Raw genomic sequence first — 24084 nt, forward strand, 5'->3', positions numbered from 1 at the left:
AACTGCACCGAACCGGCGTCGTCAACACATGTCCCATTGGGGAATGTTCACCGCCGAATCGGTCGCCGGCGAGGTGACCGCCGTGCATCCGTACGAGGGTGATGCGAATCCTTCGCCGATGCTCGGGAACCTCGCCGGTTCGGTGCGCAGTCGGGCTCGTGTTTCGGGCCCGGCGGTGCGTCGGGGTTGGCTCGAGAACGGGCCGGGTCCCAGCGACCGACGTGGAGCCGACGAATTCGTCTCGGTCTCCTGGGACGAACTGACCGAACTCCTCTCGCGTGAACTGCGTCGCGTGGTCGACGCGCACGGAAACAACGCGATCTTCGGCGGCTCGTACGGCTGGGCCAGCGCCGGCCGATTCCATCACGCGCAGAGCCAAGTTCACCGATTTCTGAATCAGCTGGGTGGATACACCAAGTCAGTTCACAGCTACTCGCTCGGTGCCACCGGCGTCATCATGCCGCGTGTGGTCGGAACGCACTGGAAGTTGTTCGCGCGCTCCACGTCGTGGGACGTCATCGCGAAGCACTCCGATCTCCTCGTCTCGTTCGGAGGAGTGCCGATCAAGAACACCGGAGTCAATGCCGGTGGTACGAGCGATCATCCGACGCGCGGGGCGCTCGACGCGTTTCGTGCCCGCGGCGGAAAGATCGTCTCCTTCAGTCCGTTGCGTGACGACGTCGAGGGTGACTGCGAGTGGATCGCACCCGTTCCGGGAACCGACGTTGCAATCATGCTTGCCCTGGCGTTTGTCCTGGCGTCGGAGGACCTGCACGATCGCGATTTCCTGGGCCGTTTCTGCGTCGGTTACGAACGCTTCGAGGACTACCTGCTCGGACGTTCCGACGGTGTACCGAAGGATCCGCGGTGGGCGCAGAAGATCTCCGGTGTGTCGGCGGAGTTCATCACCGACCTGGCTCGGAGAATGGCGTCTGGCCGGACGCTGGTGACCGTCACGTGGTCGTTGCAACGCATCAAACACGGTGAACAGGCACCGTGGATGGGCGTGACACTCGCAGCGATGCTCGGCCAATTCGGGCTTCCGGGTGGAGGTTTCGGGCACGGCTACGGTTCGATGAACGAGCCGGGTCTGGCTCCGGTGCCGTATCCCTTGCCGACCTTCTCGCAAGGTGTGAATCCGGTGTCGGATTTCATTCCGGTAGCCGCGATTTCCGACCTGCTGCTTTCGCCCGGGGAGGAGTTCGATTACGACGGCCGGCGCTTGACCTATCCCGACATCCGGTTGGTCTATTGGGCCGGTGGCAATCCGTTTCACCACCATCAGGATCTCCCGAGGCTGCGACGGGCATTTGCGCGTCCGGACACGATCGTCGTTCACGATCCGTACTGGACGCCGATGGCCCGCAACGCCGACATCGTTGTCCCGTCGACCACCTCGCTCGAACGAAATGACCTGAGCTGCACTCGAAACGACCCGCTTCTGGTCGCGATGCAGCAGGTCGTTCCACCTTTCGAGAACTCGCGTGACGACTACGACACGTTTGCCGCTCTCGCTTCTGCGCTCGGATTCGGGGAACAGTTCACCGAGGGGCGATCCTCACAGGAGTGGATCGAGCATCTCTACGGTCAATGGCGGCCGTTCGTCGATGCAGACGGCGGCAACACACCGACGTTCGAGGACTTCTGGGCAGAAGGGCACTACCGGATGCGAACCGAAGACAACCTCGTGCTCTTCGGTGACTTCCGTGAGAATCCCGAGAAATATCCGCTCTCGACTCCGAGTGGGAAGATCGAGATCTTCTCCGAGACCATCGAGTCCTTCGGCTACGACGACTGCGCCGGCCATCCGCGCTGGTACGAGCCCGACGAGTGGCTGGGTGGACCGCGAGCCTCGCAATTCCCGCTTCACTTGATCGCCAATCAGCCCAAGACGCGTCTGCACAGCCAACTCGATCACGGCGCTGCGAGCCAGGCGTCGAAGATTCAGGGACGCGAGCCGATTCGTATGCACCCCGATGCAGCGGCCGCGCGCGGCGTCTCGGCAGGAGACGTGGTGCGGGTGTTCAACGATCGCGGAGCGTGCCTTGCTGGTGTGATCGTCGACTCGGACTTGCGGAGCGACGTCGTCCAACTTTCCACCGGTGCCTGGTACGACCCGCTCGATCCTGCCGATCCCGACTCTCTGTGCGTGCACGGCAATCCCAACGTTCTGACACCGGACATCGGTACGTCGTCACTCTCGCACGGGTGCACCGGCCAGCACGTTCTGGTGCAGATCGAGAAATTCGACGGGGCCCTGCCGCCGGTCAAGGCGTTCGATCCGCCCGTGCTTCGTTCACGCTGACGGAACCGATCGGCCACCTCTCGCGTCGAACCTCGTGAACGCCTGAATCAGGTGTCACGATCTATCGAAGGTGGGGGCCATCGTGAGTGCAGCGGATGTTGGTTCGATGCGGGGGCAAGTCGAAGTACTTCGGGCCCAGATCGATTCGATGCAGCACGTTCTGTTGGAGCGGACTCGATCGCTGGTGGACTTGCAGGAGAGGATCGCTCGAGCGACGGCGAGCGCGCGTTCGAGTGACGGCAGCGTGGAAATCGTCGTCGACGCCTCGGGGGCGGTGGTGGGAGTCGATCTCTCGGGGAGTTCTTACGCCAAGCATTCGCCGGCAGCGTTGGGGAATCTGATCCTGGCTACGGCCGCGTCTGCGGCAGAAGACATACGCCGACAGGTTGCCGAGATGACGAAGCCGCTCACGGAGGCGGCCGGAATCGACTTGCCGGACCTGGTTCCGGGCGTGCTCGGATTGCGCGAGATTCTCGAACCTCGTCCGAGCTCCACACCGGCTTCCTGCGACGAGAACTGGGACCGCACCGTTCTGAGGAGCTCCGGCAATGTCTGAACTGGGCGTGAATGTGGCCGCGATGAAAAGTGCTGCACCAGCCTTCGCGGTGGTCGCTGCCGATCTCGACGAGGCGCGGAGCGCTCTCGACGCAGTGGTCGCCGCCGAAGAGGGTTGCTGGGGCACTGACCAGTTCGGATCCGCATTCTCAGGCGCATATGTTCCCGGTGCTGAGTCAGCAGTCGGTGGGATGACGCTGGTCGCGGGCGCGCTGCGCGAATTGACCGCCACGCTGATCGAGATCACCGATCGTTTCGAATCGATCGACACCTCGCTTGCCGACGACATGGCGGGTGGGCTCTGATGGGACTCGAGATTCCCGGCTGGTTACAGGCGGTTGCGTCGGTCGCGGTGGGCAGTGACTGGCCGCAAGGAGACGAAACGGCACTGTGGAGGTTGGGTGATGCCTGGTCAGGCGCGGCTGATCGGATCGAGGCTTCGGCCGCTGCCGGTGGTTACGGATTGCAGGCAGTACTGGCATCGATCGACGGTCGAGCCGGCGACTCGTTGTCTCGGTATTGGTCCGAGGCCGGGGGAGTTGCGGAGGTCTTCGAGCGGTTGTCCTCTGCCGCGGCCGAACTGGGTCAGTCATGCACCGATACCGGCACGGACATCGAGTACACCAAACTGTCGATCCTCGCGGCGCTGGGCGCACTGGCGCTCGAGATTGCCGCCATGGTGGCGGCTGCTGTCCCGACACTGGGTGTCAGTACCGCCGGGGTCGTGGCGGCTGAGGTCGCAACAACACTCACGGTCCGAATGTTGTTGCAGCAATTGTTGATACGAGTGATCGAGGCTGCGGCAGTGGAAGCTGCCGCTGCCGTCTTCTCCGGCCTCGCCATTCAACTCGGGCAGATGACGATGGATCATCGCCAGTCGATCGACGGTGGCAAGGTCGTGACCGAGGGGCGCGACGGTTTCATCAAGGGACTTGCGAACGGAGGGTTGAAGACGACGCCGGATCGTGTCGGCCCTGACCCGAACCCGCTTCCGACCGGTTCGAGGTTGCAGGAGATCGCGCGAGGTGCCTTCGACGACGCGGTCTCGGGAGCGTCCGCTGCGATCGTGACGAAGGAGGTCACGGGCGGCGACGCCGCGTTGACGGACATCACTTCCGGCGCGATCGGTGGCGGGATCGGTTCCGTCAAAGACGGACTTGTCGCTCGAAACGAGGACCTGAATGCGGCTGGTCTGAGCCCGACTGCGCTGAACTGGGACTTCTGAGTGGAAAGTCTCGAATCGTGGGCTACCAGTGACACGGGGTAGCCCACGACCTGGCTACTGAGCGGGCTTGAGAACCAGCGAGATCGAGTTGATGCAGTACCGCTGATCGGTCGGCGTCGGGTATCCCTCGCCCTCGAAGACGTGACCGAGGTGGCTGTGGCACTTCTTGCAGATGACCTCGACCCGGCGCATTCCGAGTGAGCTGTCTTCTTTCAGGATCACGGCATCCGAATCCGCCGGATCGAAGAAGGACGGCCACCCGCAGTGCGATTCGAACTTCTCGGTGCTGCGGAACAGTTCGGCTCCGCAGGCCCGGCAGGAGTAGACACCTTCCGTGGTGGTGTCGGTGTACTCGCCGACGAAGGGGCGTTCGGTGCCGGCTTGGCGCAGGACGGCGAACTCCTCCGGCGTCAGTTTTTCGCGCCACTCGCTCTCGGTGTACGTGACCTCAGGTGTGCTGTCGATGCCATCGTGTGAAGAACTCATGCCTCCACGCTAATGCTTTGTCGCCGTTTCGGCTTCGTGGGCAGGTGAGACGGTATCGAGTGGGGGATCGAGGAGGTACGCGGGATCGATTCCCCGATCCAAGCGGCCCTCTCGACGCGCGACCAGATACCGGTATCCGAGGACACAGAAGATCACGATCAGCAGAAGGCTCCAGCCGAGGGTGCTCTTGGTGTATTCGGCCGCCCGGCCGAAGGTCGGCCAGCGGTTCGACCACCAGCTGTCGAACGTCATGAAGCCGTAGACGGCGAGCCAGGCCGGCCAGTTCCGCATGACCGAGTTCTTGAGCACCACGGACATCAGGAGCGGGAGCAGCATCATCGAGTAGTACATCTGGCCGAGCGAGGGCAGCAGGAACGACGCGGTCATGATCACACCGGTCGCGGTGGTGAGGAAGAAAAGTTCGTCGTTGCGGTAGTAGCGGTACAGAAGCCACAGCGAGACGACGACCATGGCGACCAACACGACGCGCAAGAGCAGGATCAACCATTCGGGCAGACCGAAGTAAGCGCCGTTTCCGACAATCGAACTGTTGAAGTAGTCACGAGATTCGAGCAGGTACGGCACGGTGCGGCGGACGAAGTCCATCGGATCCGACGCCAGCGGCCATGCCACGACCGTGAGAATGAACGGGATACCCAGGGCGGTGACGAACACCTTCCACTGACCGCGAACGAGTGGCAGCAGGAGCAGCGGCGCGAGAGTGGGTTTCACTGCGATGGTGAGACCGATCGCGGCGCCGGCCCACAGATCCTTCTTGCGCATCAGCAACAGGAGGAAGGCAACTTCGCCGAGCAGGACGAGGCCGTTGATGTTGGTGAACACCAACGTGTTGGTGACCGTCTCCGACATGAACGCGCCGAGCACCAGAATCGGCGCCGCGATGGAACTGATCGTCAGGTCGAACAAGCGCAACAGCAGGTAGAGAGCCACGAGAATGGCGACGGCATTGACACCGATGAACAGCCACCGTGAGCGCTCGGGATCGAGGATCGCCAGGGGTGCCATCAACAAGGAACCCGATGGTGGGTACAGGTAATGGGGGTCTACGGAGTTGAAATCTGCGGTGTAGACGTCGCGCCCGTTCCAGAACGCCAGCGCGGCGTTGTAGACCGGTCGGAAGTCATCGGTGATGGCGCCGTTGACTGCTGTGACGATGACACGATTGAGCACTGTCATCACGGCGATCGGCCACAAAACGAAGTTGACGACTTGTTGGGTTGTCCGCCCGGTACGCGGCTCGAGCTGTCGAAGGAACACTTCGGCACGGTACACCGGAGCAGGGTGTGATCGGGGGATGCACCCCTTTTCGGTCGTGGTGGACGAGCGCCCGAGTCAGGCCGGGCACACGCTTCCGTTACTGGGCAGGGAGGCGTCGCTGAGGTAGAGGCGCATCGCCTGTTGAGCGCAGGTGGATTGTGCCGCGGGGTGACCCGCACCTTGCCAGTCCAGAGTTGCGAAGCGCGATCCTGCATTGGTCACGACGCCGGTGACGGTCGAGAGTCCGGAGTTCCCGACGGCCGGGTCACCCTGACCGCTCAGCACGAGGACTGGGGGCTTCAACTGATTCGGCAGGGGGGAGTTGGCGGTCGACGGCCAGCTGGCGCACGCCAGCAACCCGAGCGCGGCTTCTCGCCCGAACACCGGATAGTTGGTGCCCCAGGTGTCCGCAAGCACGCGCGCACGCCCGATGCCCGGCCATTGCATGCCGTCGGTGCACCGTCCGATGAACTGGCCGTCGCCGTCCACCTCGTTCTCCGCCCGGGCGGCGCGCTCTCGAATCGGCGAAGCGTTGCCGGTACCGAGCGCGGACAGAGCGTCGGACAGTGAGCGGGTCTCCTGCTCACGGTTGGTTCCGGCAGTCCACAGGCTGGCCGAAATCGCGTTCGACACCGCAGCGGCGGACAGCGGCTGGAATTCATCGGCTCGAGCGCGCTCCATCAAGTCCGTGACCGATTTCTTCGGATCAGGTCCGAGCGAGCACCCCAGCGCCACACATCGCTGAGCGAACGCGGTCAACGCGTCTTCTTCGCCCTGCACGCGACTCTCTGCCTCGGTGGCAGCGTCGGTGGCCACCGGAGCGGGAGAATCGAGGATCAACCTCGCGAGGTTGTTCGGGTGGGCCGCCGCATAGCTCAGCGCGATGTCCGAGCCGGACCCTGCCGACCACAGAGCGATGGTCTCGACGCCCCACCGTGTACGTAGAGCGTCGATGTCCTCGGCTGCGGAGTCGGCGCCGAACTTCAGTTCTTGAGGGTCGAGGTAGTCGGTGCAGGCAATGGTGGCGTCGTGACCGAGGGCCGCGACCGCATCGGCGGCGTCGCCGGTGGAATCCGCGTCGAACTGGCCCAGATCGTGAAGGCCGCGCCGAATCTCCGGCGTCATGCAGTCGATTGCGGTGGACCTGTCGATTCCGCGGCGATCGAGGGCAACCACGGGATGTTCGGCGAGAACCGTGTTCAAGCCGGATGCGGCGAGCATGGCCAGAGAGTTTCCCGACGAACGATCGGTGCCCGATGTGAACACGATCGGATACGCGCCGGCAGGCGTCGACGAGGTCCGAGCGCGGGTCAAGCCGGCAGTGAAGTTGCCGTCGATGGCGCCGGTCACGTCGATGGGGGCATTGAATTCCGCGCATTCGAGAATGACGCCAGCGCTCGACGCCGCGAGAGCCTGGTCGGCGAGTGACGTGCCGGTGCAGTCTCGCCACGGTATGTCATCGGTCGGGACGCCAGGGTCAACCGGCGGCGCATCGGGCGACGGTCCCTCGCTCTGGGCAGGGCTGCCGTCGGTGCGGCCTTCGACCGCGACGGCGGGCCGAAGCGACGGACCGGCGCCGCACGCACAACACGTCGCGAGGACGACGGCCATCAAAGCAACTCTGCGCATGCCGACCAGAGTGCCAGGTTCACCGACGTGGCTGCTGACGAACCCATCGAGTGAGGATCGTGCCGTCCGTATCACCGAGAATGTGCGCGGGACGCATGGCTGTGGGCATTGCGTTGGGGGAGAGTGAGATTCGGCCGACTTTGCTCCCCACCAGTTGAGGTGACGTGGTGATGCAGAGTTCGTCGACGGCATTGTCCTCGATCAACTGCCCGAAAAGTGACGGTCCGCCCTCGCACAGCACGCGACGGAGCTTGCGAGCCGACAAGGCCCTGTCGATGTCGCCGCTGGTGACGTTCGGTGAGTCCGTCACCTCCACCTGCGCTCCGGCAGATCTCAGCGCCGAAATTGCCGCGGAGTCCGCGTCGCGACCGACAACAAGGATCGGTGGAACTTCGGTATCGCGAAGGAGTCGGCTTTCGGGGTCGATCGACGCGTGCGCCGAGACGACGAGGATCGGTGGGACCGGAGCGAGGCCGCTCGCCTTTCGTCGCGCCCGGGCTTCGTCCGAGACCTGCACACCCCCGTAGTTCTCGGCTCGCGCTGTGCCTGCGCCGACCACGACGACGTCACAAAGTTCGCGCATGATCCCGAATACCGACTTGTCTGCCGGTGTGCCCAGTCCACCGCTCACTCCGTCGACGGCGACGCACCCGTCGATGCTGGAAACGAAGTTCACGCGCATCCAGGGTTGCGAGAGGTTCTCCGGATAGGCGTACAAGCCGCGGAGTTCGTCGTCGTGGCCTGGTGTGAAGTAGGTCGCAATATCCATACGGTGCACATGAGAGATCACATCACGTAGATACCCTTGACGGATGCATGAACGTCTTGTCGATCGCAGCCCGGTGGTACCCGCCGATCAACTGGTAGCTCAAATGGTGCCTCCCGCAATGTTCGACGAGGTGAGTTTTGCGTCCTACATTCCTGATCCGAAGGAACCGAGCCAGGCAGCTGCTGTCGCCAAGGCCGAGGAATTCTCCAAGCGCGTCACCAAGATCCGTAGTGGTGGACGCCGCGGACTGTTCGGCAAGAAGACCCAGGCGACCGGCGCCGGCCTGTACCTCGACGGCGGGTTCGGTGTCGGTAAGACTCACTTGCTGGCGTCGATCTTCCACAGCGTTCCGTCGCCGAAGGCTTTCGGAACCTTCGTCGAGCTGACACACGTCGTCGGCGCTCTCGGCTTCAACAAGGCGGTCGAAGCGCTCGCCGACCACAGCGTTCTCTGCATCGACGAGTTCGAGCTCGACGATCCGGGCGACACCATGCTCGTATCCCGCCTCCTCTCGGAGCTTTCCGCGCGCGGCGTGTCCATCGTCGCGACGTCGAACACGCTTCCCGGCCAGCTCGGTGAGGGTCGCTTCGCGGCTCAGGACTTCCTGCGTGAGATCAAGAAGCTCGGCTCGATCTTCGAGACGATTCGCGTCGACGGCCCCGACTACCGTCACCGCGATCTCCCGCCCGCACCCGAGCCCATCTCCTCGGAGGAGTTGGTTTCTCGGGCCGACGCCATCGACGGCGCCACGCTCGACAACTTCGACGAGCTGTGCAAGCACCTCAGCACCCTGCACCCGTCTCGGTACAACAAGCTGGTCGAGGGTGTGAAGGCCGTGTTCATCGACGGTGTCCACCCGGCAACGGATCAGTCCGTTGCACTGCGCATCGTGGTTCTCGCCGACCGCCTGTACGACGCGAGCATCCCGGTCACCGTTTCCGGCGCACGCCTCGACGAGATCTTCACTCCCGAGATGCTCGCCGGTGGGTACAAGAAGAAGTACTTGCGCGCGACCTCGCGCCTGCTCGCACTTTCTCGTTTCGAGGTCGCGGCCGGCTAGTCTGCACGCCTGTCAGCTGACGGGGCGCTCCATCACGAAATCGTGGTGGAGTTGTGCGCCCACGAGGAAAGTCTTCGTGCCGACCTGTGTGAAACCGTGCTTTGCGTAGAACTTCTGGGCGCGCAGGTTCTCCTGATTGACGCCCAGCCAGATCCCGGCACTTCCGCTGCGTCGTGCGTGGTCGACAACCGCGTCCATCAAGGATGCTGCCGCGCCGGTTCCGTGGTTACCCGGAAGCACGTACAACTTGCTGAGTTCTGTTGTCGGGCGAAGTGTCACAGCAGCTTTGACGTCCGGGTCGGCGGGCTCGTCGTCGACAAGCATCGCGTAGCCGACGATCGAACCGTCGCGAATGACCTTGAGAACGGTTCGCGTCGGATCGGTCAGGTACTCGGAGAACTTGTCGACGGAGAGAACGTTGTCGATGAAGGCACTGATGTCGTCGTCGGATGCGTCCGGCGGACACGCCAGTGGAAATGTCACCGCTGCCACGTCGGCGATTGCTTCGGAATCCCAGATCCCGGCCCGGTCAACGGTGATCGTCACGTCAGTTTCTGCCTCTCGCGCACACAATTCGGTCGATCAAGTACACCACTTTCCTCGGGCGCAATGCTCAAGCGGCGTTCTCGGCGACCGGAGTTGTGGCTCGTTTCGGTGCGAACGCGGGAGCAAGAACTGTCAAGATCGCGCAGAACGCCAGCGGAATCAGGAACCCGATTCGAAGGTCACTGAAGGCGGCGACCGCGCCGACGATGCCGCCGCCGACTACTGTGCCGACGTAGTTGAAGAGGTTGATGCGTGCGATCACCGCATCGACCTGATCCGGGGGAGCCATCCTGCCGGCAGCGCTGAAGCAGATCGGAGCGATCACCGGTACCCCGAGCCCGACGATGAGGAACCCGGCGATGGCAACGGCGGGAGATTGCGCGAGGACGACAACTGTCATGCCGACTACGCCGATGAGAGAGCCGATCCGCACGACGGTGGTCTCACCGAATTTCCCGACCCAGTAGTCCCCGGTCAGTCGTGCGACAAGTGCCGCGATCTGATACGCCGCCACGGAAAGGGCAGCGGTCCCGGCGTCGGCGAGCAGTTCGTCCTTGACGTACAGAGTCGACCAGTTTCCGACGCTGAAGTCGACCGCGTAGAACAATGCCATCGCGACGCCGAGGAGGACGAAGGCGCGGGTGGGTACCGCGAATTTCGCGGTGCTCGTGATGTTTGCCTCGGCAACCGGAGACTCGGACCGATCGAGCAGTTGCGGGCCGAAGGCCAGAAGCATCAGTCCGACAACAACTCCCGCGATCACCTGCGTGACGCGGATCGAAATGTCGAGGCCTGCGGTAGCAGAGATGAACAGGGCACCGACAATCGCTCCGACGCTCCAGGAAGCATGTAACGAGGAGAGGATGAAGCGGCCCTTGGCGTGTTGGATCGAGACTGCCTGCATGTTGGCGGCCGCGTCGACCATGCCGAGTCCGATGCCGTAGATCGCCAGGAAGACGAAGAACATCGCTGCGTTGGGCGCAATTCCGGTTGCCCCGCCGAAGACTGCGATGACGGCGAGCCCAGTTCGCAGGGTCATCTTGCTCGACGTTCTCACGGCCAGCATCTCGGCGAGCACGCTGCCGAGCCCGGCGATGACGGACACGGTGACAACCGCAACCACAACCAGTGTCTCGCTCAGCTCGAACAAGTCCTTGTACTGCGGCAGCTGCGTCAGAATGGCGGCGAGCAGAAATCCTTGAAGTCCGAAGGCCACCGAAGTCGCGATCCGAGCCCTCGTCAGGGTGCGGGTGTTATCCGTCATCAAGCAGGGCCTTTGTCTCGTTCGTTCGGTTAGGCCGAACGGTACTGGATCTTGATACTGGTCGAGTGTCCAACAAAGCTGCGTGTTTTGCACGGTTCTTTGATTAACTGACCGACATGACTCGGCAGCCGACACCAGAATTTCCGACTTCCTTCGTCTGGGGAACCGCCACTGCGGCCTATCAAATCGAAGGAGCTGTGGCCGAAGACGGTCGCGGACCGTCGATCTGGGACGAGTTCTGTGACCGTCCCGGTGTTGTCGTCGGGGGCGACACCGGGACGGTCGCTGCCGATCATTATCACCGCTGGGAGTCGGACATCGAGCTGATGAATCAGCTCGGGCTCGACGCTTATCGGCTGTCTCTGTCGTGGTCGCGCATTCTGCCCACCGGATCGGGGGCAGTGAATGCGAAGGGGCTCGACTTCTACGACCGCCTGATCGACCGACTGTGTTCGGCGGGAATTACTGCCGCTGTCACGCTCTTTCACTGGGATCTGCCCCTTGCCTTGCAGGAGCAGGGCGGCTGGATGAACCGCGACACCTCGTATCGGCTGGGGGAGTATGCGCAGGTCGTCGGCGAGCGGCTGTCGGATCGGGTCGGAATGTGGATGCCGCTCAACGAACCAGTTGTGCACACGCTTTACGGGCATGCCCTCGGAGTTCACGCCCCCGGACTGGCCTTGGGGTTCGAGGCTTTCCAAGCCGCACATCACCAGCTGCTCGGGCATGGCCTCGCTGTCGAAGCGCTTCGGGCAACCGGATGCACGAACATCGGAATCGCCTCGAACCATGCTCCGGTGCGTGCCGCTTCGGATTCGCCGGAAGACGTGATGGCTGCCGACATCTACGACCACGTCGTCAATTGGATGTTCGCCGACCCGGTTCTGGTCGGGAAGTACCCGGCCGACGAATTCGCTCAGCTGCTCAGCGGTCCTGTCGACGAGGACTTGAAAATCATCGGGGCGCCGCTCGACTGGTACGGGATCAACTACTACGAGCCGACGATGATTGCTGCTCCGGTGGAAGGCCAGGGGACCGAAGGTGTGCTCGAAGTCGACCTGCCTCCGGGCCTGCCCTTTGCCCCTGTAGCGATTACCGGTTATCCCACAACCGATTTCGGTTGGCCGATCGTTCCCGAGGGGCTGGGCGAGATCTTGCGGACGTTCCACGCCCGCTTCGGTGACGCACTGCCGCCGATCTACATCACCGAAAGCGGATGTTCATTCCACGACGCCCCGGATGCCGCAGGCGTCGTCGACGACGAAGCACGAATCGACTACCACGATGCGCACCTTCGCGCCCTCCGATCGGCAATGGACGACGGTGTCGACGTCCGCGGTTATTTTGTGTGGTCACTTCTCGACAACTTCGAATGGGCTGCGGGATACAAGGAGCGTTTCGGCCTGGTGCACGTCGATTTCGACACCCAGAAGCGCACACCGAAGACCTCGTTCGAGTGGTATCGCGCCCTGATCGCCGAGCACAAAGCGGCTCAGGTCTGACCTGTGCGGCGGCGGTCTGGGTTGCATTCTCGAACCGGGCCGCCTAGCCTCGTCTCTCATGAAGCGAATTCTCGTAGTAAGCCGCCGTAGCGGGGTCTGAATCGGACCGACCCCTCGCTGCGGGTCGTCTTGCTACCAGTTGGTCCTCCACTTCATTCCAGGAAGACCACGATCATGACTTACAATTTCGCTTTCGCTTCTGATTCGTCTTCTGCTGCTGATCCCTTTGCGGCGCGTCACGGCAAATCTCTGCCCGCCGGCTTGCGTGCCGAATGCTCAGCGATGTCGTGGACCGAGTTCGAGTCCACGTATGCGGCTATGAGCGGCCCGATCCGTCTGGGTGCGTGGTCCTCCGAGAAGATTGCGCCGGGTCGTTGGACCTTCGAAGCGACTCTCGGTCTGGGGGAGCGTATCCAGAAAGCGTCCGCCACCTCGACCGGCGCGATCTCAGCCATGACGTCGATGCTGCACGACGCGGGAATCTCGCTCGAGATCCTGTCTTTCCATCAGCACCAGATCGGCCACCGCACTGCGACGTTCATCTTCACCGAGTGCGACGGCCGTCGGGGCTGGGCGATGGGTATTGCGGAGTCGTCGACGGAGTCCTCGCTGCGCGCGATGACTTCGGCAGCGAACCGCTTCTCTCACTGAGCAGTTACAACAATCTGATCAGCTACATCAACCGCAGTACTGACGTGGATGCCCGAGGGGGCTTGCGTCAGTACTGCGGCCCGTGTGTTCGGCGCTCGAACGCAAAAAGCCGGAACCCTGAGGTTCCGGCTTCTTGCATTCTCAAATGGTGCGCGATACTGGGATTGAACCAGTGACCTCTTCCGTGTCAGGGAAGCGCTCTCCCGCTGAGCTAATCGCGCGGGTTCTGGAGAAAAATGGAGCGGACGACGGGATTCGAACCCGCGACCCCAACCTTGGCAAGGTTGTGCGCTACCAGCTGCGCCACGTCCGCATGAGCAATGAACTCCGTTACCGGAACTCAGTACTTTTCTAACTTATCAGACCTGCAAGCAGGTCTTGACCATCAGGCCCTAGGGCCTGACGTGGTGCGCGATACTGGGATTGAACCAGTGACCTCTTCCGTGTCAGGGAAGCGCTCTCCCGCTGAGCTAATCGCGCGAGGTGGAGACGGGAATCGAACCCGTGTGCACGGCTTTGCAGGCCGTTGCCTCACCACTCGGCCACTCCACCGTAAAAGGTTGAGTCACACCTCTCGAGCGGACGACGGGATTCGAACCCGCGACCCCAACCTTGGCAAGGTTGTGCGCTACCAGCTGCGCCACGTCCGCATCGCACCGTGTTGCTTGGGGAGCTGCTCGCTCTCCTCGGTGCGTTGGAAACATTAGCCGACCGTGTCGGATACACACAAATCACCAGCTCAGTGGCGTGTTCGGAGTCGAATCGGCCCGTTGCGCGCGTTGCAACTGTCCGTCTTGGCGATGAATACGGTCTGAAATCAGCTCGAATTCGTAGATTTCGGGGTCGCCTGGAGCAAAACGAATGCCAACCTGGTGATTCGTATTCATCGCGCAGCCGTGTTAATGTTCCAACTCGTTCGAGCGCATGCGTTCGGATGACTTACGGTCCCGTGGCTCAGTGGGAGAGCGTCCGCTTCACACGCGGAAGGTCGCTGGTTCGATCCCAGCCGGGACCACAACAAGAAACCGCCTGGTAGCAGGCGGTTTTTTGCGTTTGTAGCCGACATTCTTTTCGGACCCGTGGGCCCTGCGTGGGCCCTGCCAATTTGTGGGCCTCTTCGGACACGGCTGGTTCTGCGACGGCTTGGCCTAGTAGCGGCACACTTTGACGCAGCTCTGGTATCTTCTGTGTCATACGGCCCCCGTTGACAGGCGAAAGCCTTTCGAGAGCAGTGATCGGACGGTTTCATCGCCGCCCGTAGCGAAAAGGGAACTCGGGGATAACAGCAGGCCGCTCATATGACGCCAGCCGCAGAAAGTCACCTGCCGTGCGGAACAACCAGTAAATCTGGAGTTCCGTCGTGTCTTCTCGATCCACCCTTCCTGAACTTCGCGCCTTCTCGGTGCCCGAGGTTGCCGAACGTCTGCAAATCAGCCAACGCGCCGTCTGGCGCTTGCTTGCCGATGGTCAGCTGAAAACCCTCTTCGCCCGTAAGCCGGGCGTACCGGTGCGCATTCCGGCAGAAAGCCTGCGTGCACTGCTGGCAAATGGCCACCGTGACGGCATTGGTGGCGATGCCTGATGCCGCACAGACAAAACCCCGCCAGCAGCGCTGACGGGGGCTTGAAGAAGACTGGGGAGTCTTCGGACAACGAAATGCCACGGCCGTCGCTTACGGCCGTCGCTTACGGCCGTCTCTGTCAGTCCATCGTGGACACGGGTCGTATCGACCGGATCGTCCTACCCGTGACGGCCGTCACGCTGAACCTCGTAGAGCTCGGAGAGGTCGTGGCCACCCGCGACAAGCTAATGGTCCCTATCTGGACGGCCTGGCAGCCGAGATTGGCTGTGCGCTTCTTCCGAGCAAGGGGGCCGTGGGTAAAACACATGGAGAGAGTCCTGCTAGCGCGCTAAGGACGCGGAGAAGGCTTCCTTATGGCCGCCGTGATTGTGTGCCTGGACCGGGACGGGCAATGGTGTCGGCAAGCCGTATGGCCCGCCTGCGGATCCTTGGGATGCTCGATGACGCCATCCGTGAGCGCGCAGTGGACATCATCGAACGTCTGCACTGGGTGGTGGGCGCCGCAGAGCATGTTTGAGACGCTGAGCGGCATTCTGCGGGGCCTTAATGCAGCCCCGCCCAGACTTGCTCATGATCGATTCGTTCGTCAAGGCAATCGCGCGATGGGATAGCGAGAAGGATGCCCTCGGATGCCAACCGTTGCTCGGCCTCGTAGAGGGGGCTGCGGATCCGCTGCTCGGTGGTGGTGATCAACCACGAAGGTCAAGAGAGCACGAGCTGGCCGCGTGGTGCGGCGGTGAAGGTAGGCTCCCCGACGCGGTCGTGATGCTGCATCCGTGAGGACGCAGACGCCGATGTGGTCGCGTCGCCTTGGTTGTGGCTGCCAAGGACTGACACGTCGCGCTCCGGCATCTCGCCGCCTCCGGTGACCTCATGGCCTCGGGGGAGTCGCCTCCGCGGTATTGCGAGGGTGGTGGTGCAGTTTCACACCAACCCAGCGAGGTCGTTCTGAGCAATGCCGCCGGTACCCGACTCTGCGATGCAGCGCTCGACTTCAGCCCGCCGCTGCGAGTTCGGGTCGGTACCGGTGGTGCGAGCGGTCGAGATGGCCGTCTCGGCAGCTTCTTTCGCGGCCTTCGCTGTCAGCAGATCGACCGAGTACGGCTCACCGCGCCGCACTCGGATCACCCGACACCGACGCCTACTTGGGTCGCGGGACTTGTCTGGCCGACTCGGTGCGGACGAGGTTACGTGGGTGGTGAAAACGCATTCTGCGGTGGATTTGCCCCTGGTTTGCGGGCCGCAGTCAGCTCAGTACGTGGCCGTGGTCCATGCGCGGATGGCGCACCTGGCGCTTATCGGGCTGCGGCGCGGAAATCTGGCCGGGATGCGTTGGAAAGCAATTGAATTGGGCGTCGGACGCATTCCGGTGGCTGAGCTGAGCCGGGATCGCGCCACGGGCAGAAACATCGATCAGAGAACTGCAAGACCTCGTACTGGAACGGCCGCGCGCTAGCGCCGCGGACTCTGGACGACTGGTGGAAGGAGGCGCTGCGCTACGCGGTCGTGGACCATCGCAGGCTCCATGTCGCTCGGCGCACCGCGGCTGATCGCGGCGGGAGACGCCGTCTGCGGTCGCCGCGTGGCTTGGCCATACAGACGGTGTGCGGACTTACGCCCACACCAACACGTCGGGAGTGGACGCGCTGGCGGAGCTACCAGGGCAGTTGGGGATCCGGTGCTATACGCTCCGTAGCCAGCAGGTCGACTTCCATATCGATCTGTGCGGGATCTGTTGTCGCGAAGGTTGGTGTGAGATTACGCAAGGCGCTGAGCGTGGACCTGATGTGACGGGCAATTGTCGTGTTGTTAGCCGTTTGTTAGCGTGACGGCATTTTCGTAGATCACGAACATCTTTTTCTTCTTGTCATTTTTTGAGAGATTCCTCGAGGAGAATGAGACAGCGCTCTTTGTTGGTTTCCGTAAGTAGGGTGCCGATTCGCCCGGAAACGGCCCGATTGACGAGCCTCCGCCTGTATCGATCTGTGACCTTAATCACGTCGCACATCCGTCGTGAAAGTCACTTAGTTACTTGAGTTAGTTATTGGGCAATGGTCTATGCCGGGGTCAGTGGGTTGTTTCGAGAATTTGGGTGATTCTCCGCCGCGAAACTCTCTCGCCGAACCCTCCTTGAACTGCAAAAAATGGGCGATTGCGGGTTCCGGTCAAGCTGTGCGAGCGTTGGTGCAGCTTGACCAGAAGGAGAGTCTTATGGGTATGGCCAGCAAGGGGGCGCGCACTGTAGTGACGGCACGCGTCCCGAACGAGATCTACGAAATTCTTGAATACCGCCGCCGAGTCGCCGGTGTCCGCTCAGTCAGCCAATTCATTTCTGATGTCCTCGCGATCTACGTCGGCCGCGCGGATCTGATTCGGGAGCTTGAGCCCGATCTGCTGCCAGGCTCGGCATAAATAAATCGGCATAAATCAAATTGCCAAATCCGCCGTGGCACTGCCCAGCTGAGAAATAGAAAACCCCCGGTGCTGGCCGGGGGTTCATCAATGCCGTGAGAGTTGAGTTAGGCGCTCGTTTCTCAGCGGTGCTGCTATATCCCCGAAGGGACTGTCTTGTCCGACAGATCTCAGGGTACATCGTGCCCTGATGAAGATTCAACGGCCAATATTTCGCTAATCTCAGCGGTGCAGCACGCACCCGTATGCGCGCAACGTCCGTACTGCGGTAGCAGTCCCACGCGGCGCCGGTACGGCACAGTTCGCGCGCCCCGCACTATCCGCGGGCACGTACGTGGGCATCAGTGTCGATCGCTCACGCCGATGCTCGTCAACGCCCTCGGTGGGTCGAAGCAAGCGTGCCGGCGGTATTGCCAAATGCGGCTAGACCTTGGCGACGGCGCGTACGCCGGCATCCCCGTCTGGCGGGGCGCTCAGCATTGGGTGGAAATCGTTGTCCGCGAGACCTATACGGCCGAATACAAGAGCATTCGCCCCGAACTGGTCGAGACGACAGGCGGCGGAATCAGCCTCAAATCTCTCCTTGCTGTCGCCACGGTCATGGCGTCCGTCGCAGAGTTCGACACCGGCCGCGAGTCACGACTGTCTCTCGACAAGACCATCGAACGCACCGGCAAGGGTGAACGAACCGTGCAGCGAGCGCGCCAGGCACTCAAGCTGCTTCGAGTAGCCACCGAGGTCTTTCGTGGCCGACTGCGCAGGAAGAAGGGTGAACGGCAGGGTTCGTATCGGGTTGGCGACAAGGGCCGAGGGTGGGCGTCGGTCTGGGCATTGCATCCCCGCAAGCCTGTGGATAAGACCCGCGTCTACGAGGGCGGATCTCTAAAGATGGCACCCCATCCCCGTAGGGGTCATCTTTTGTCTCTTCCCTCTCGTAGAGAGGTACTTAAGACAAAACGATCTGTGGATAAACGAGCCGCTTCGCGGCGCCTCGACAACGAGGTGGACCCGAAGAAGGCCGAAGCCCTCCGGAAAGGTTTGTTGCTGGCTGCCAAGTGGCTCGGTAACCCACGAACTCCGACCTGGGCCGGCGACACACGCCCCGAGGTTGGGGACCGGCATTGGTCGAATCAGCCGCTCACGGTTGGACTGCCGCCGATCTGAACGAGACGATCGACAGCTGGGCCAAAGCTCACAGGATCGCACCCAACCCGAAGCGTCCGATTGCCTTCATGCGTTGGCTCATGAAGCGTCAAGACCTGACCTTTGCGCCGCACATCCTCGCAAAAATAGCCGCTGACCAAGATGAAGCTGTGCGCGACCGTCAGGCCGTCCAGCTCGACGCTGCGCGGGCACGATACGCGGACGCGGCCGCGGAAGACTCCCCCGGCCGCCAAGCAGCACGTCTCGTCGTTCGCAGAGTCACCGACGCCGCCCGCCGCCGAAAGACAGAGGCAGTGGCGCGAGACAATGACACCCAGCCTGTGTGGATCACCCACCTCCCCGCCACCGCATCACCGGGGGTGTCCGGTGTCTGATCCCCGCAGGACATTGGAGAGGGCGGCGGGGTCGCCCGCGCGGGCGAGAATCCGTCCGCACGTCGTCGCGGTGAGCGGTTGGCAGATGTCCGCGAGTTGGCGAAGTTCGCCGTAGTTGTCGCCTATTTCAGGACTTTGGATAGAGCTGAACATGTCGGCAGCCGCGGTAAGCAGTTGCCGCCGAGCTTCTTCCGCTTCCTGTCCGAATACCAACCATGCTCGTGAGGCCGCATCGAGCTGGTATCGCCGTTCAGGCACGGAACGCCGACCGTGGCGGTCGGTTGGTTGGCGACTTCGAACAGATTCGCACTACCGGTGTCGGCTCCCGGTGGTCGGGGTCAAGCACAATAAGGCGGCTGCGGTCGACATCTCGCTGACCGGTGGCGGTCAGCTCAAGGGCATCAGCGCCGCCGGTAACGGCGCCCGGAAGGAGCCGAAGTACGTTGCCTTGCAGGTTGTCATCGACAATATGAACGACCTCTTCGGGGCTGAAGCGTTCACAGAGTCCCAGGTCCGCGAGTTCGTGCAGGGGTTGGTGCAGCGGCTACTCGTGTACCCAGAATTGGTCAACCAGACCAAGGTGAACTCGAAGAAGCAGTTCATGGAGTCGCAGGACTTTCAAGCGGCGGTCACTGAGGCGGTCGACAATCAGGAGGCCCACAACACCATGGCCGACTACTTCTTCAGCGACGGCCGCCCTGCCATCAGTGCTGTCATCATCGCTCTTGCGGACGCCTTCTACGAGGAAGCGATCGACCAGAAGGGTCTGAGCCCCGGGCCGATTCGGGGTACTCGACCAGCCCACGGGAGGGGGCTCAGAAACGGTTTCGGTACGGCTTCAGTACTTCACGGTGATCGAGGAGTGTCTGGTCGAACTTGTCGGCCCCATCCAGGTAGTCAGCCCACGCCCAGCATCGACTTCGCTCTGTTGTCTTCCGAAACTCTGTCTCAGCAAGGGGAATCGGTTCGTCACCCCAGGACCAACCACCCTCACCGACGTACTCCCCAGGCTTACCCAGTGAATGGTTGGTTCAAAATTGGCAAGAGTGCCGGGACCGCACCCAGAATTGGAGCCGGAACTGCTCGGGACTGACCGGACTTCTTGTGTGAAGTCAGTTGTCGAGTATTTCGCGGCACTGTTCCGGGGCGTTGCCTTGCCGTAGGCAATCCGACCACAGGACCTGGGGGTGATTCGGCGGATTCGTTACTGTCGGCGTGCTTGTCGTGGTCCGAGGAGTGCCAGCTGTTGGCGGTGCATCGGTCATTCCGGCTTCGGCCCGAGGATCAGGGAAGGTCATTCCGCGTGAGTTGGTGCACGTGGTTCCGTCGCAGGATCCTCCGTTGGCGGTGATTTCGCTGACCCGGTTGATCGCTGCGGGGCCGGCGCATTCGTCCGTCCAACCGTATGTTCCGTCCGTGAACGCGGTGTTCGGACCGGGCGAAGTGCAGTAGTCGATGTGCTTGGTCACCACCGGCGTTGGCGTGTCGATGAATGTTGCCTCCGCTGTGGGCGGTTCGACGATGGTTTCCGTCGTGATCTCCGCAATCGTGGCACTGGAAACCGGTGCGAGTGTCCCTGACGAGCTCGGTGCTGTGGCGGTCACAGTTGTTCCCTCATATGAGGCAGGTTCGGTAGACGAGCCCTGGTCGCTGCACGCACTGAGCGCGAGAAGGAGGATCGGCGCTGCTAGCCAGGACTTTTTCATTTTCATTGCGATCGCTTCATTCTGTGGACGGGTCGGCGTGTGGTGGCAGAGATAGGACGGGTGTCAACTAGACATTTCTGCGTACGCCTGGCGCCGCAGCTGTCGAAGTTGCCTCCCATCGGCCAGTTGCCAGTCCCTCCAACCGTGCCGTTGCCGGCCCATGATGTCCGTCAACGGCGCCGAGGGCGGCCCGTAGCGTTTCCCGTCGACTTCGAGGGCCCCGTCCCGCGTGATCGTTGCGACGTAGGTGAGCCCGCGGCCGCCGTCGTGATACGTCAGTTGGTCGCCGACCTGTAGATGGCCGAAGAGCATGAGCTGCAAGATGTCATCGTCGTAAGCGATCGGGGCGGAAGGCGGCATGATTCGATCGGGTTGGTGTGTGAGCATTGAGGATTCGGATGTCGAATCGTTGTCGTCGTACGAGTTCGGATGCTGTTCGGCAGGTTGTACGGCTGCGGTGGCTGCATCCGCGACATGATGTTCCGTTGTGGGTGTCGGTATCTCGACTTTGTCTGCTTGTTGGTTTCCCGAACCCACGCGGTTTCCGATCCCGCGGCCCAATCGCCCGAGCCCGGATCCGACTCCTGAGACGCCGGCACCGATCGCTTTGCCAGCCGCGCCGGCGACAGCGCTGCCTGCGGACGTTGCCCGACTTCCGACTTCCGCCAGGGCGTCGACGACGCTGGGACTCTCGTGTTCGGTCCAGCCCATGACCTGACTGCCGCGTGCCTGCGCGAAGTTGTCGAGGTCGTCTTTGAGGGTGACGATGTCGTGTTTGAGGTTGTGGGCGGCGCCCCACCGGAACCCGTCGAGTCGGTGCATTTTTGCGAAGTTCGAGAGTTCCGACCGCGCGTGCAGCAACAGTTCGCCGTCGCGTTCGAAATGCTCTGCCAATAGTGTGCGTGCGTCGTCGAGCACCATGTGCAGATGTTGCGGTTCGGTGGCCTGCACGCGGGCGATCCGGAGTCGTTGCCACAGATAGAGCGATTGCTCACTGACCACCAACAGGTGCAGGGTTTCGCCGAGCCGGTTTTCTTCGATTGCGCGGCGGAGGTAGTCGGCGCGGTCCTGGATCGGGCGAGTGGCATCGAACCCGGCCAAGGTGCGTTTGACGTGTTCTCGGAGTCGTTCGATCGTCACACTCAGCGTGGGGCGGAGACCGGCTACAGATTCCCAGTCAGCGGTCGGGAGTGCTCCATGTTCGTCGAGTGCGGTGACGAGCCGATCCAGGGTTGCGAAGTGCCCGACCACGTCACCGACACGGGAAGCTTGGGCGAGGACGAGGACTTGTTCGACCTTGCCCTCGACGCGGGCGATCGATTCGTTCACCGACGCGATGGCCGCCGAGAGTGCGACCTGCACCGCGATGAGTTGGAAGGACAGTGCTTGGGTGGGGCCGAGGGACACTTTCTGCCATTGCAGTTGGTGACGGAACTTCCCTGCTTGGTCGACGACGGTCATTCGGAAGAAGCCGTTGTCACCCGGCAACGCTTTGTACGTGTTCAACGCCTGGACGCTGTTGGGGGACAACCGCACGAACTGACCGGCCTGGGCGGCAATAGATTTCGCTCCGACGGCAGCGGTGGCGACATTGGCCATCGAGGTTTTGCTGACTCCGGACACGGTGAGCGCTTCGCCGGCGAGGTCGGTCAGGCGGGCGAGGTATCCGGCTACGACCTCCGGGTCCCCGGCAACGAGGATGCCTTCTGGTTCGACAGATACGGCGAGTTCGCTGCCAGGGCCGGTGCCCTCGAACAGGTCCATTGCAGCAGTGCCTGGTCGAGTGGGCTCTGACGGTGAACTGTTCGACGAGGGTGTCTCGTTCATCGATGTCCGCTTTCTGCTGGTGTGGGGGTTTCCGGTGGAAAGCATCCTGGCGATGTCGGTGATGGCGGCGTCGAATCGTTCCCGTCCGCCGGGCGAGTTCAAGCCCCGATCGGAGCAGTGCGGAATGTTTCCCGGTACGACGTACAGGTTTCGTTCGATGCCGGCGCGTTCCCAGCCGTCCCGTGCGGCGACACCCAACAACAGCACTATCTCCAGATTCGGGCACAACGTGACGAACTCTCGGGTCCACTGAGCCGCGCGGGCACGATCGGCCGGGGTCGAACCACCGTTCTTGACCCCCGAGACAGGGAACGGGACGACATTCCAATGCACCACGTCCGACCACGAAATACCGGCGCGGGCATACGCTTCGCGGCAGTTGCGTGCGGTGCGGTCGTTGTTGTCGAGACTGAGCAGACCCGATCCGGTACCGGCCTCAGCCTTCGTGGAGGGGTTGTCCAGCAGAACAAGGACTCGCGCATCGATTCCGCCGAGGTCCGGATCCACGTACGGCACGTGTCCGTGGGGGAGTCCGACGGAGTCGGCGATCCGGTCCGCGAGCGAATTCAACGCCGCCACATGAGTGTCGCGAATACGATTCTTCTTCTCGGTAACTACCGTGGGGTCGGCGTTGCGTCCGTTACTCATGATGGTGAGTATTCATGGTCGTCGTACTCCTCGAAACGGGTGCCCAGCGGATAACCCTTCCACCGGCCGGAGTTTATGAACATGCTGTGGCGATCGCGCCGATGACAATCACCAAGAAGACAACAAAACCGATGAATTCCATGACTCCTTCAGCGGGTGAACTCTTTTTCGCGGCACTCATCTGTACCTCGCTCCTGTCGTTTTCCACGCGAAGCTCGGACAAGATCAACGCAGATGCGACTCGTAGTCTCATCGCCCAGTTTCGGTAGCGAGTGGCACAGCCCGCCGACATGTTCCGTTGGCGGAGAATCGCTGAACTCACGCTGAACTCAGAAGGTCAGGCGTCTAGTTGATCGCTCCGAAGCTTTTGCTCAGCTCTGTTGGTTCACAGGTCGGCCGGATTCGAATCGCCAGATCGCATGATCGAGGTGGGTGACGTTGTGGCCGGATTTTTCGGCGACCGCTTTCACGAGCATCGCGGCATCGGTTGCGCTCACATTCTCCGGGGCCGCTCCGATCGCGTCGGCGACGTAGCGGATGACCATGCGATCAGCTTTCACACCGGGGGTACCGGCGAGCATCAGGAAGTAGTTCCAGGTGATCCCGGAACGCTGGCCAGGTATCCTCGCCCAGGCTTTCTTCGCGCTCTCGAGTTCGTTGGCGTCGGCTGCGCGGAGGTCGTCGGTGCTGTCGATTCCCAGCTCACGCAGCCGCCTGGCAGCCTCATGAATGGCCGCAGCCTTGAGGGGAGCACCTTTGGTCGTCGAGGTCGGTTTGCGGTTGTTCGTCATCGCCGCCCACTCCTGCGGGCCGCCGAGTTCGTCGAAAGTATTCAACAGGGCTCCGGCGTTGTCGGTGTCGGCATCACCGCCCTGCGCCTGCCGGAAGTCGATGTAATGCCTCAGGACGTTTTTGACGGAGTTGTAGTGTGCGCCGGTGGACGCGATCGAGTCGATGATGCACAGGGCAAGGCTGCACGGGTAGCCATCCGGGCGGAACCACAGGTCAGGATCGCCGAGGTCGGCGTTGCAGCGCTTCGCGAGGAGTTCAAGTCGGTCATCTGATGGCGTGGGCATGTGTGTCCTCTGCTCTGTGCTTCGA

The 24084-nt window shown here is 62.3% G+C and carries 26 protein-coding genes, 6 tRNA genes and 1 pseudogene; 16 read left to right on the forward strand and 17 right to left on the reverse strand.

Going from position 1 to position 24084, the window contains the following annotated elements:
- Positions 1 to 28 precede the first annotated feature (28 nt).
- From RHP72_RS13685 to RHP72_RS13700, 4 genes are all read left to right on the forward strand, one after another.
- Entirely contained in the window at positions 29 to 2305 is a 2277-nt protein-coding gene (locus RHP72_RS13685) for a molybdopterin guanine dinucleotide-containing S/N-oxide reductase (RefSeq protein ID WP_064444546.1), read from the forward strand.
- 82 nt (positions 2306 to 2387) lie between these two features.
- Positions 2388 to 2861 carry a YbaB/EbfC family nucleoid-associated protein gene (locus tag RHP72_RS13690; protein WP_233405688.1) on the forward strand — a complete coding sequence of 158 codons (474 nt, stop codon included), beginning with the start codon at positions 2388 to 2390 and terminating at the stop codon, positions 2859 to 2861.
- Positions 2854 to 3165 (forward strand): hypothetical protein, encoded by a 312-nt coding sequence (locus RHP72_RS13695; RefSeq protein WP_003942588.1) that lies wholly within the window; start codon positions 2854 to 2856, stop codon positions 3163 to 3165. Before RHP72_RS13690 ends, RHP72_RS13695 begins: the two co-directional genes overlap by 8 nt.
- A complete protein-coding gene (locus RHP72_RS13700) occupies positions 3165 to 4085 on the forward strand; it encodes a hypothetical protein (RefSeq protein WP_007732900.1) in 921 nt (306 codons plus the stop codon). The genes RHP72_RS13695 and RHP72_RS13700 overlap by 1 nt, the downstream gene beginning before the upstream one ends.
- A gap of 54 nt (positions 4086 to 4139) precedes the next feature.
- Here RHP72_RS13700 and msrB read toward each other — a convergent pair whose 3' ends face one another.
- From msrB to RHP72_RS13720, 4 genes are read right to left on the reverse strand one after another with little or no spacing between them, the layout of a single operon-like run.
- Complete coding sequence (gene msrB / locus RHP72_RS13705) at positions 4140 to 4571, reverse strand: peptide-methionine (R)-S-oxide reductase MsrB (RefSeq protein WP_003942631.1); 432 nt, start codon at positions 4569 to 4571, stop codon at positions 4140 to 4142.
- 9 nt (positions 4572 to 4580) lie between these two features.
- Positions 4581 to 5864, reverse strand: a complete 1284-nt coding sequence (locus RHP72_RS13710; protein WP_065455691.1) for a glycosyltransferase family 87 protein — start codon at positions 5862 to 5864, stop codon at positions 4581 to 4583.
- A gap of 60 nt (positions 5865 to 5924) precedes the next feature.
- The gene (locus tag RHP72_RS13715) at positions 5925 to 7478 is read right to left on the reverse strand and encodes an alpha/beta fold hydrolase (RefSeq protein ID WP_311094781.1); all 1554 of its coding nucleotides are present in this window, start codon (positions 7476 to 7478) and stop codon (positions 5925 to 5927) included.
- Between the two features lie 19 nt (positions 7479 to 7497).
- Positions 7498 to 8247: a pyrimidine reductase family protein gene (locus RHP72_RS13720; RefSeq protein WP_166502245.1), complete on the reverse strand. Its 750-nt coding sequence runs from the start codon at positions 8245 to 8247 to the stop codon at positions 7498 to 7500.
- Between the two features lie 43 nt (positions 8248 to 8290).
- On the opposite strand from RHP72_RS13720, the gene zapE reads away from it, so the two are divergent.
- Entirely contained in the window at positions 8291 to 9307 is a 1017-nt protein-coding gene (gene zapE, locus RHP72_RS13725) for a cell division protein ZapE (protein WP_003942629.1), read from the forward strand.
- Between the two features lie 12 nt (positions 9308 to 9319).
- On the opposite strand, the gene RHP72_RS13730 is transcribed toward zapE, so the two are convergent.
- Both RHP72_RS13730 and RHP72_RS13735 read right to left on the reverse strand, forming a co-directional pair.
- Positions 9320 to 9853: an N-acetyltransferase gene (locus RHP72_RS13730; protein WP_003942603.1), complete on the reverse strand. Its 534-nt coding sequence runs from the start codon at positions 9851 to 9853 to the stop codon at positions 9320 to 9322.
- Positions 9854 to 9920: 67 nt separating this feature from the next.
- Positions 9921 to 11117 (reverse strand): MFS transporter, encoded by a 1197-nt coding sequence (locus tag RHP72_RS13735; RefSeq protein ID WP_311094782.1) that lies wholly within the window; start codon positions 11115 to 11117, stop codon positions 9921 to 9923.
- Between the two features lie 116 nt (positions 11118 to 11233).
- Here RHP72_RS13735 and RHP72_RS13740 point away from each other — a divergent pair, with 116 nt between their 5' ends.
- Together RHP72_RS13740 and RHP72_RS13745 are read left to right on the forward strand one after the other, a co-directional pair.
- The gene (locus tag RHP72_RS13740; protein WP_003942640.1) at positions 11234 to 12619 is read left to right on the forward strand and encodes a GH1 family beta-glucosidase; all 1386 of its coding nucleotides are present in this window, start codon (positions 11234 to 11236) and stop codon (positions 12617 to 12619) included.
- Positions 12620 to 12793: 174 nt separating this feature from the next.
- Positions 12794 to 13270 (forward strand): alpha-isopropylmalate synthase regulatory domain-containing protein, encoded by a 477-nt coding sequence (locus tag RHP72_RS13745; RefSeq protein ID WP_311094783.1) that lies wholly within the window; start codon positions 12794 to 12796, stop codon positions 13268 to 13270.
- 146 nt (positions 13271 to 13416) lie between these two features.
- Here the strand turns inward: RHP72_RS13745 and RHP72_RS13750 are convergent.
- From RHP72_RS13750 to RHP72_RS13770, 5 genes are all read right to left on the reverse strand, one after another.
- Positions 13417 to 13491, reverse strand: a tRNA-Val gene (locus RHP72_RS13750).
- 16 nt (positions 13492 to 13507) lie between these two features.
- Positions 13508 to 13583: transfer RNA gene (locus RHP72_RS13755), tRNA-Gly, on the reverse strand.
- Positions 13584 to 13675: 92 nt separating this feature from the next.
- Positions 13676 to 13750 (reverse strand) — tRNA-Val (locus tag RHP72_RS13760).
- Between the two features lies 1 nt (position 13751).
- A tRNA-Cys gene (locus tag RHP72_RS13765) sits at positions 13752 to 13822 on the reverse strand.
- Between the two features lie 25 nt (positions 13823 to 13847).
- A tRNA-Gly gene (locus tag RHP72_RS13770) sits at positions 13848 to 13920 on the reverse strand.
- Between the two features lie 293 nt (positions 13921 to 14213).
- Between RHP72_RS13770 and RHP72_RS13775 the strand changes: the two genes are divergently transcribed.
- The 4 genes from RHP72_RS13775 (at position 14214) to RHP72_RS13790 (ending at position 15632) form a co-directional block, all read left to right on the forward strand.
- A tRNA-Val gene (locus tag RHP72_RS13775) sits at positions 14214 to 14285 on the forward strand.
- Positions 14286 to 14630: 345 nt separating this feature from the next.
- Positions 14631 to 14852: a helix-turn-helix domain-containing protein gene (locus RHP72_RS13780; RefSeq protein ID WP_311094784.1), complete on the forward strand. Its 222-nt coding sequence runs from the start codon at positions 14631 to 14633 to the stop codon at positions 14850 to 14852.
- Between the two features lie 391 nt (positions 14853 to 15243).
- Entirely contained in the window at positions 15244 to 15369 is a 126-nt protein-coding gene (locus RHP72_RS13785; protein WP_261259403.1) for a hypothetical protein, read from the forward strand.
- A gap of 53 nt (positions 15370 to 15422) precedes the next feature.
- Positions 15423 to 15632 (forward strand): hypothetical protein, encoded by a 210-nt coding sequence (locus RHP72_RS13790; RefSeq protein WP_311094785.1) that lies wholly within the window; start codon positions 15423 to 15425, stop codon positions 15630 to 15632.
- A gap of 144 nt (positions 15633 to 15776) precedes the next feature.
- Here RHP72_RS13790 and RHP72_RS13795 read toward each other — a convergent pair whose 3' ends face one another.
- Positions 15777 to 15971 (reverse strand): hypothetical protein, encoded by a 195-nt coding sequence (locus tag RHP72_RS13795; RefSeq protein WP_311094786.1) that lies wholly within the window; start codon positions 15969 to 15971, stop codon positions 15777 to 15779.
- A gap of 1092 nt (positions 15972 to 17063) precedes the next feature.
- On the opposite strand from RHP72_RS13795, the gene RHP72_RS13800 reads away from it, so the two are divergent.
- The 3 genes from RHP72_RS13800 to RHP72_RS13810 all read left to right on the forward strand — a co-directional run bounded on the left by RHP72_RS13800 (position 17064) and on the right by RHP72_RS13810 (position 18802).
- On the forward strand, positions 17064 to 17264 hold the full coding sequence (locus tag RHP72_RS13800; protein WP_311094787.1) for a hypothetical protein: 201 nt from the start codon (positions 17064 to 17066) through the stop codon (positions 17262 to 17264).
- 417 nt (positions 17265 to 17681) lie between these two features.
- The gene (locus RHP72_RS13805) at positions 17682 to 18428 is read left to right on the forward strand and encodes a hypothetical protein (RefSeq protein ID WP_311094788.1); all 747 of its coding nucleotides are present in this window, start codon (positions 17682 to 17684) and stop codon (positions 18426 to 18428) included.
- Positions 18386 to 18802, forward strand: a complete 417-nt coding sequence (locus RHP72_RS13810) for a hypothetical protein (RefSeq protein WP_311094789.1) — start codon at positions 18386 to 18388, stop codon at positions 18800 to 18802. Before RHP72_RS13805 ends, RHP72_RS13810 begins: the two co-directional genes overlap by 43 nt.
- Here RHP72_RS13810 and RHP72_RS13815 read toward each other — a convergent pair.
- On the reverse strand, positions 18779 to 19060 hold the full coding sequence (locus RHP72_RS13815; RefSeq protein ID WP_311094790.1) for a hypothetical protein: 282 nt from the start codon (positions 19058 to 19060) through the stop codon (positions 18779 to 18781). The two genes, RHP72_RS13810 and RHP72_RS13815, sit on opposite strands and share 24 nt — an antisense overlap.
- Before the next feature lie 70 nt (positions 19061 to 19130).
- On the opposite strand from RHP72_RS13815, the gene RHP72_RS13820 reads away from it, so the two are divergent.
- Entirely contained in the window at positions 19131 to 19895 is a 765-nt protein-coding gene (locus RHP72_RS13820) for a hypothetical protein (protein WP_311094791.1), read from the forward strand.
- A 19-nt stretch (positions 19896 to 19914) separates the two neighbouring features.
- On the opposite strand, the gene RHP72_RS13825 is transcribed toward RHP72_RS13820, so the two are convergent.
- The 3 genes and pseudogenes from RHP72_RS13825 to RHP72_RS29425 all read right to left on the reverse strand — a co-directional run.
- The gene (locus RHP72_RS13825) at positions 19915 to 20406 is read right to left on the reverse strand and encodes a hypothetical protein (RefSeq protein WP_311094792.1); all 492 of its coding nucleotides are present in this window, start codon (positions 20404 to 20406) and stop codon (positions 19915 to 19917) included.
- Between the two features lie 165 nt (positions 20407 to 20571).
- Positions 20572 to 22380, reverse strand: a complete 1809-nt coding sequence (locus RHP72_RS13830; protein ID WP_397517614.1) for a hypothetical protein — start codon at positions 22378 to 22380, stop codon at positions 20572 to 20574.
- Positions 22375 to 22983: pseudogene (locus RHP72_RS29425) on the reverse strand (uracil-DNA glycosylase); the annotation flags it as partial. The gene RHP72_RS13830 and the pseudogene RHP72_RS29425, both read right to left, overlap by 6 nt.
- Positions 22984 to 22997: 14 nt before the next feature.
- Between RHP72_RS29425 and RHP72_RS13835 the strand changes: the two are divergent.
- Positions 22998 to 23252 (forward strand): hypothetical protein, encoded by a 255-nt coding sequence (locus RHP72_RS13835; protein ID WP_311094794.1) that lies wholly within the window; start codon positions 22998 to 23000, stop codon positions 23250 to 23252.
- A 102-nt stretch (positions 23253 to 23354) separates the two neighbouring features.
- Here RHP72_RS13835 and RHP72_RS13840 read toward each other — a convergent pair whose 3' ends face one another.
- A complete protein-coding gene (locus RHP72_RS13840) occupies positions 23355 to 24059 on the reverse strand; it encodes a heme peroxidase (RefSeq protein WP_311094795.1) in 705 nt (234 codons plus the stop codon).
- Positions 24060 to 24084 lie beyond the last annotated feature (25 nt).

This window comes from Rhodococcus sp. SG20037, from assembly GCF_031763325.1.
GTDB lineage: Bacteria > Actinomycetota > Actinomycetes > Mycobacteriales > Mycobacteriaceae > Rhodococcus_F > Rhodococcus_F qingshengii.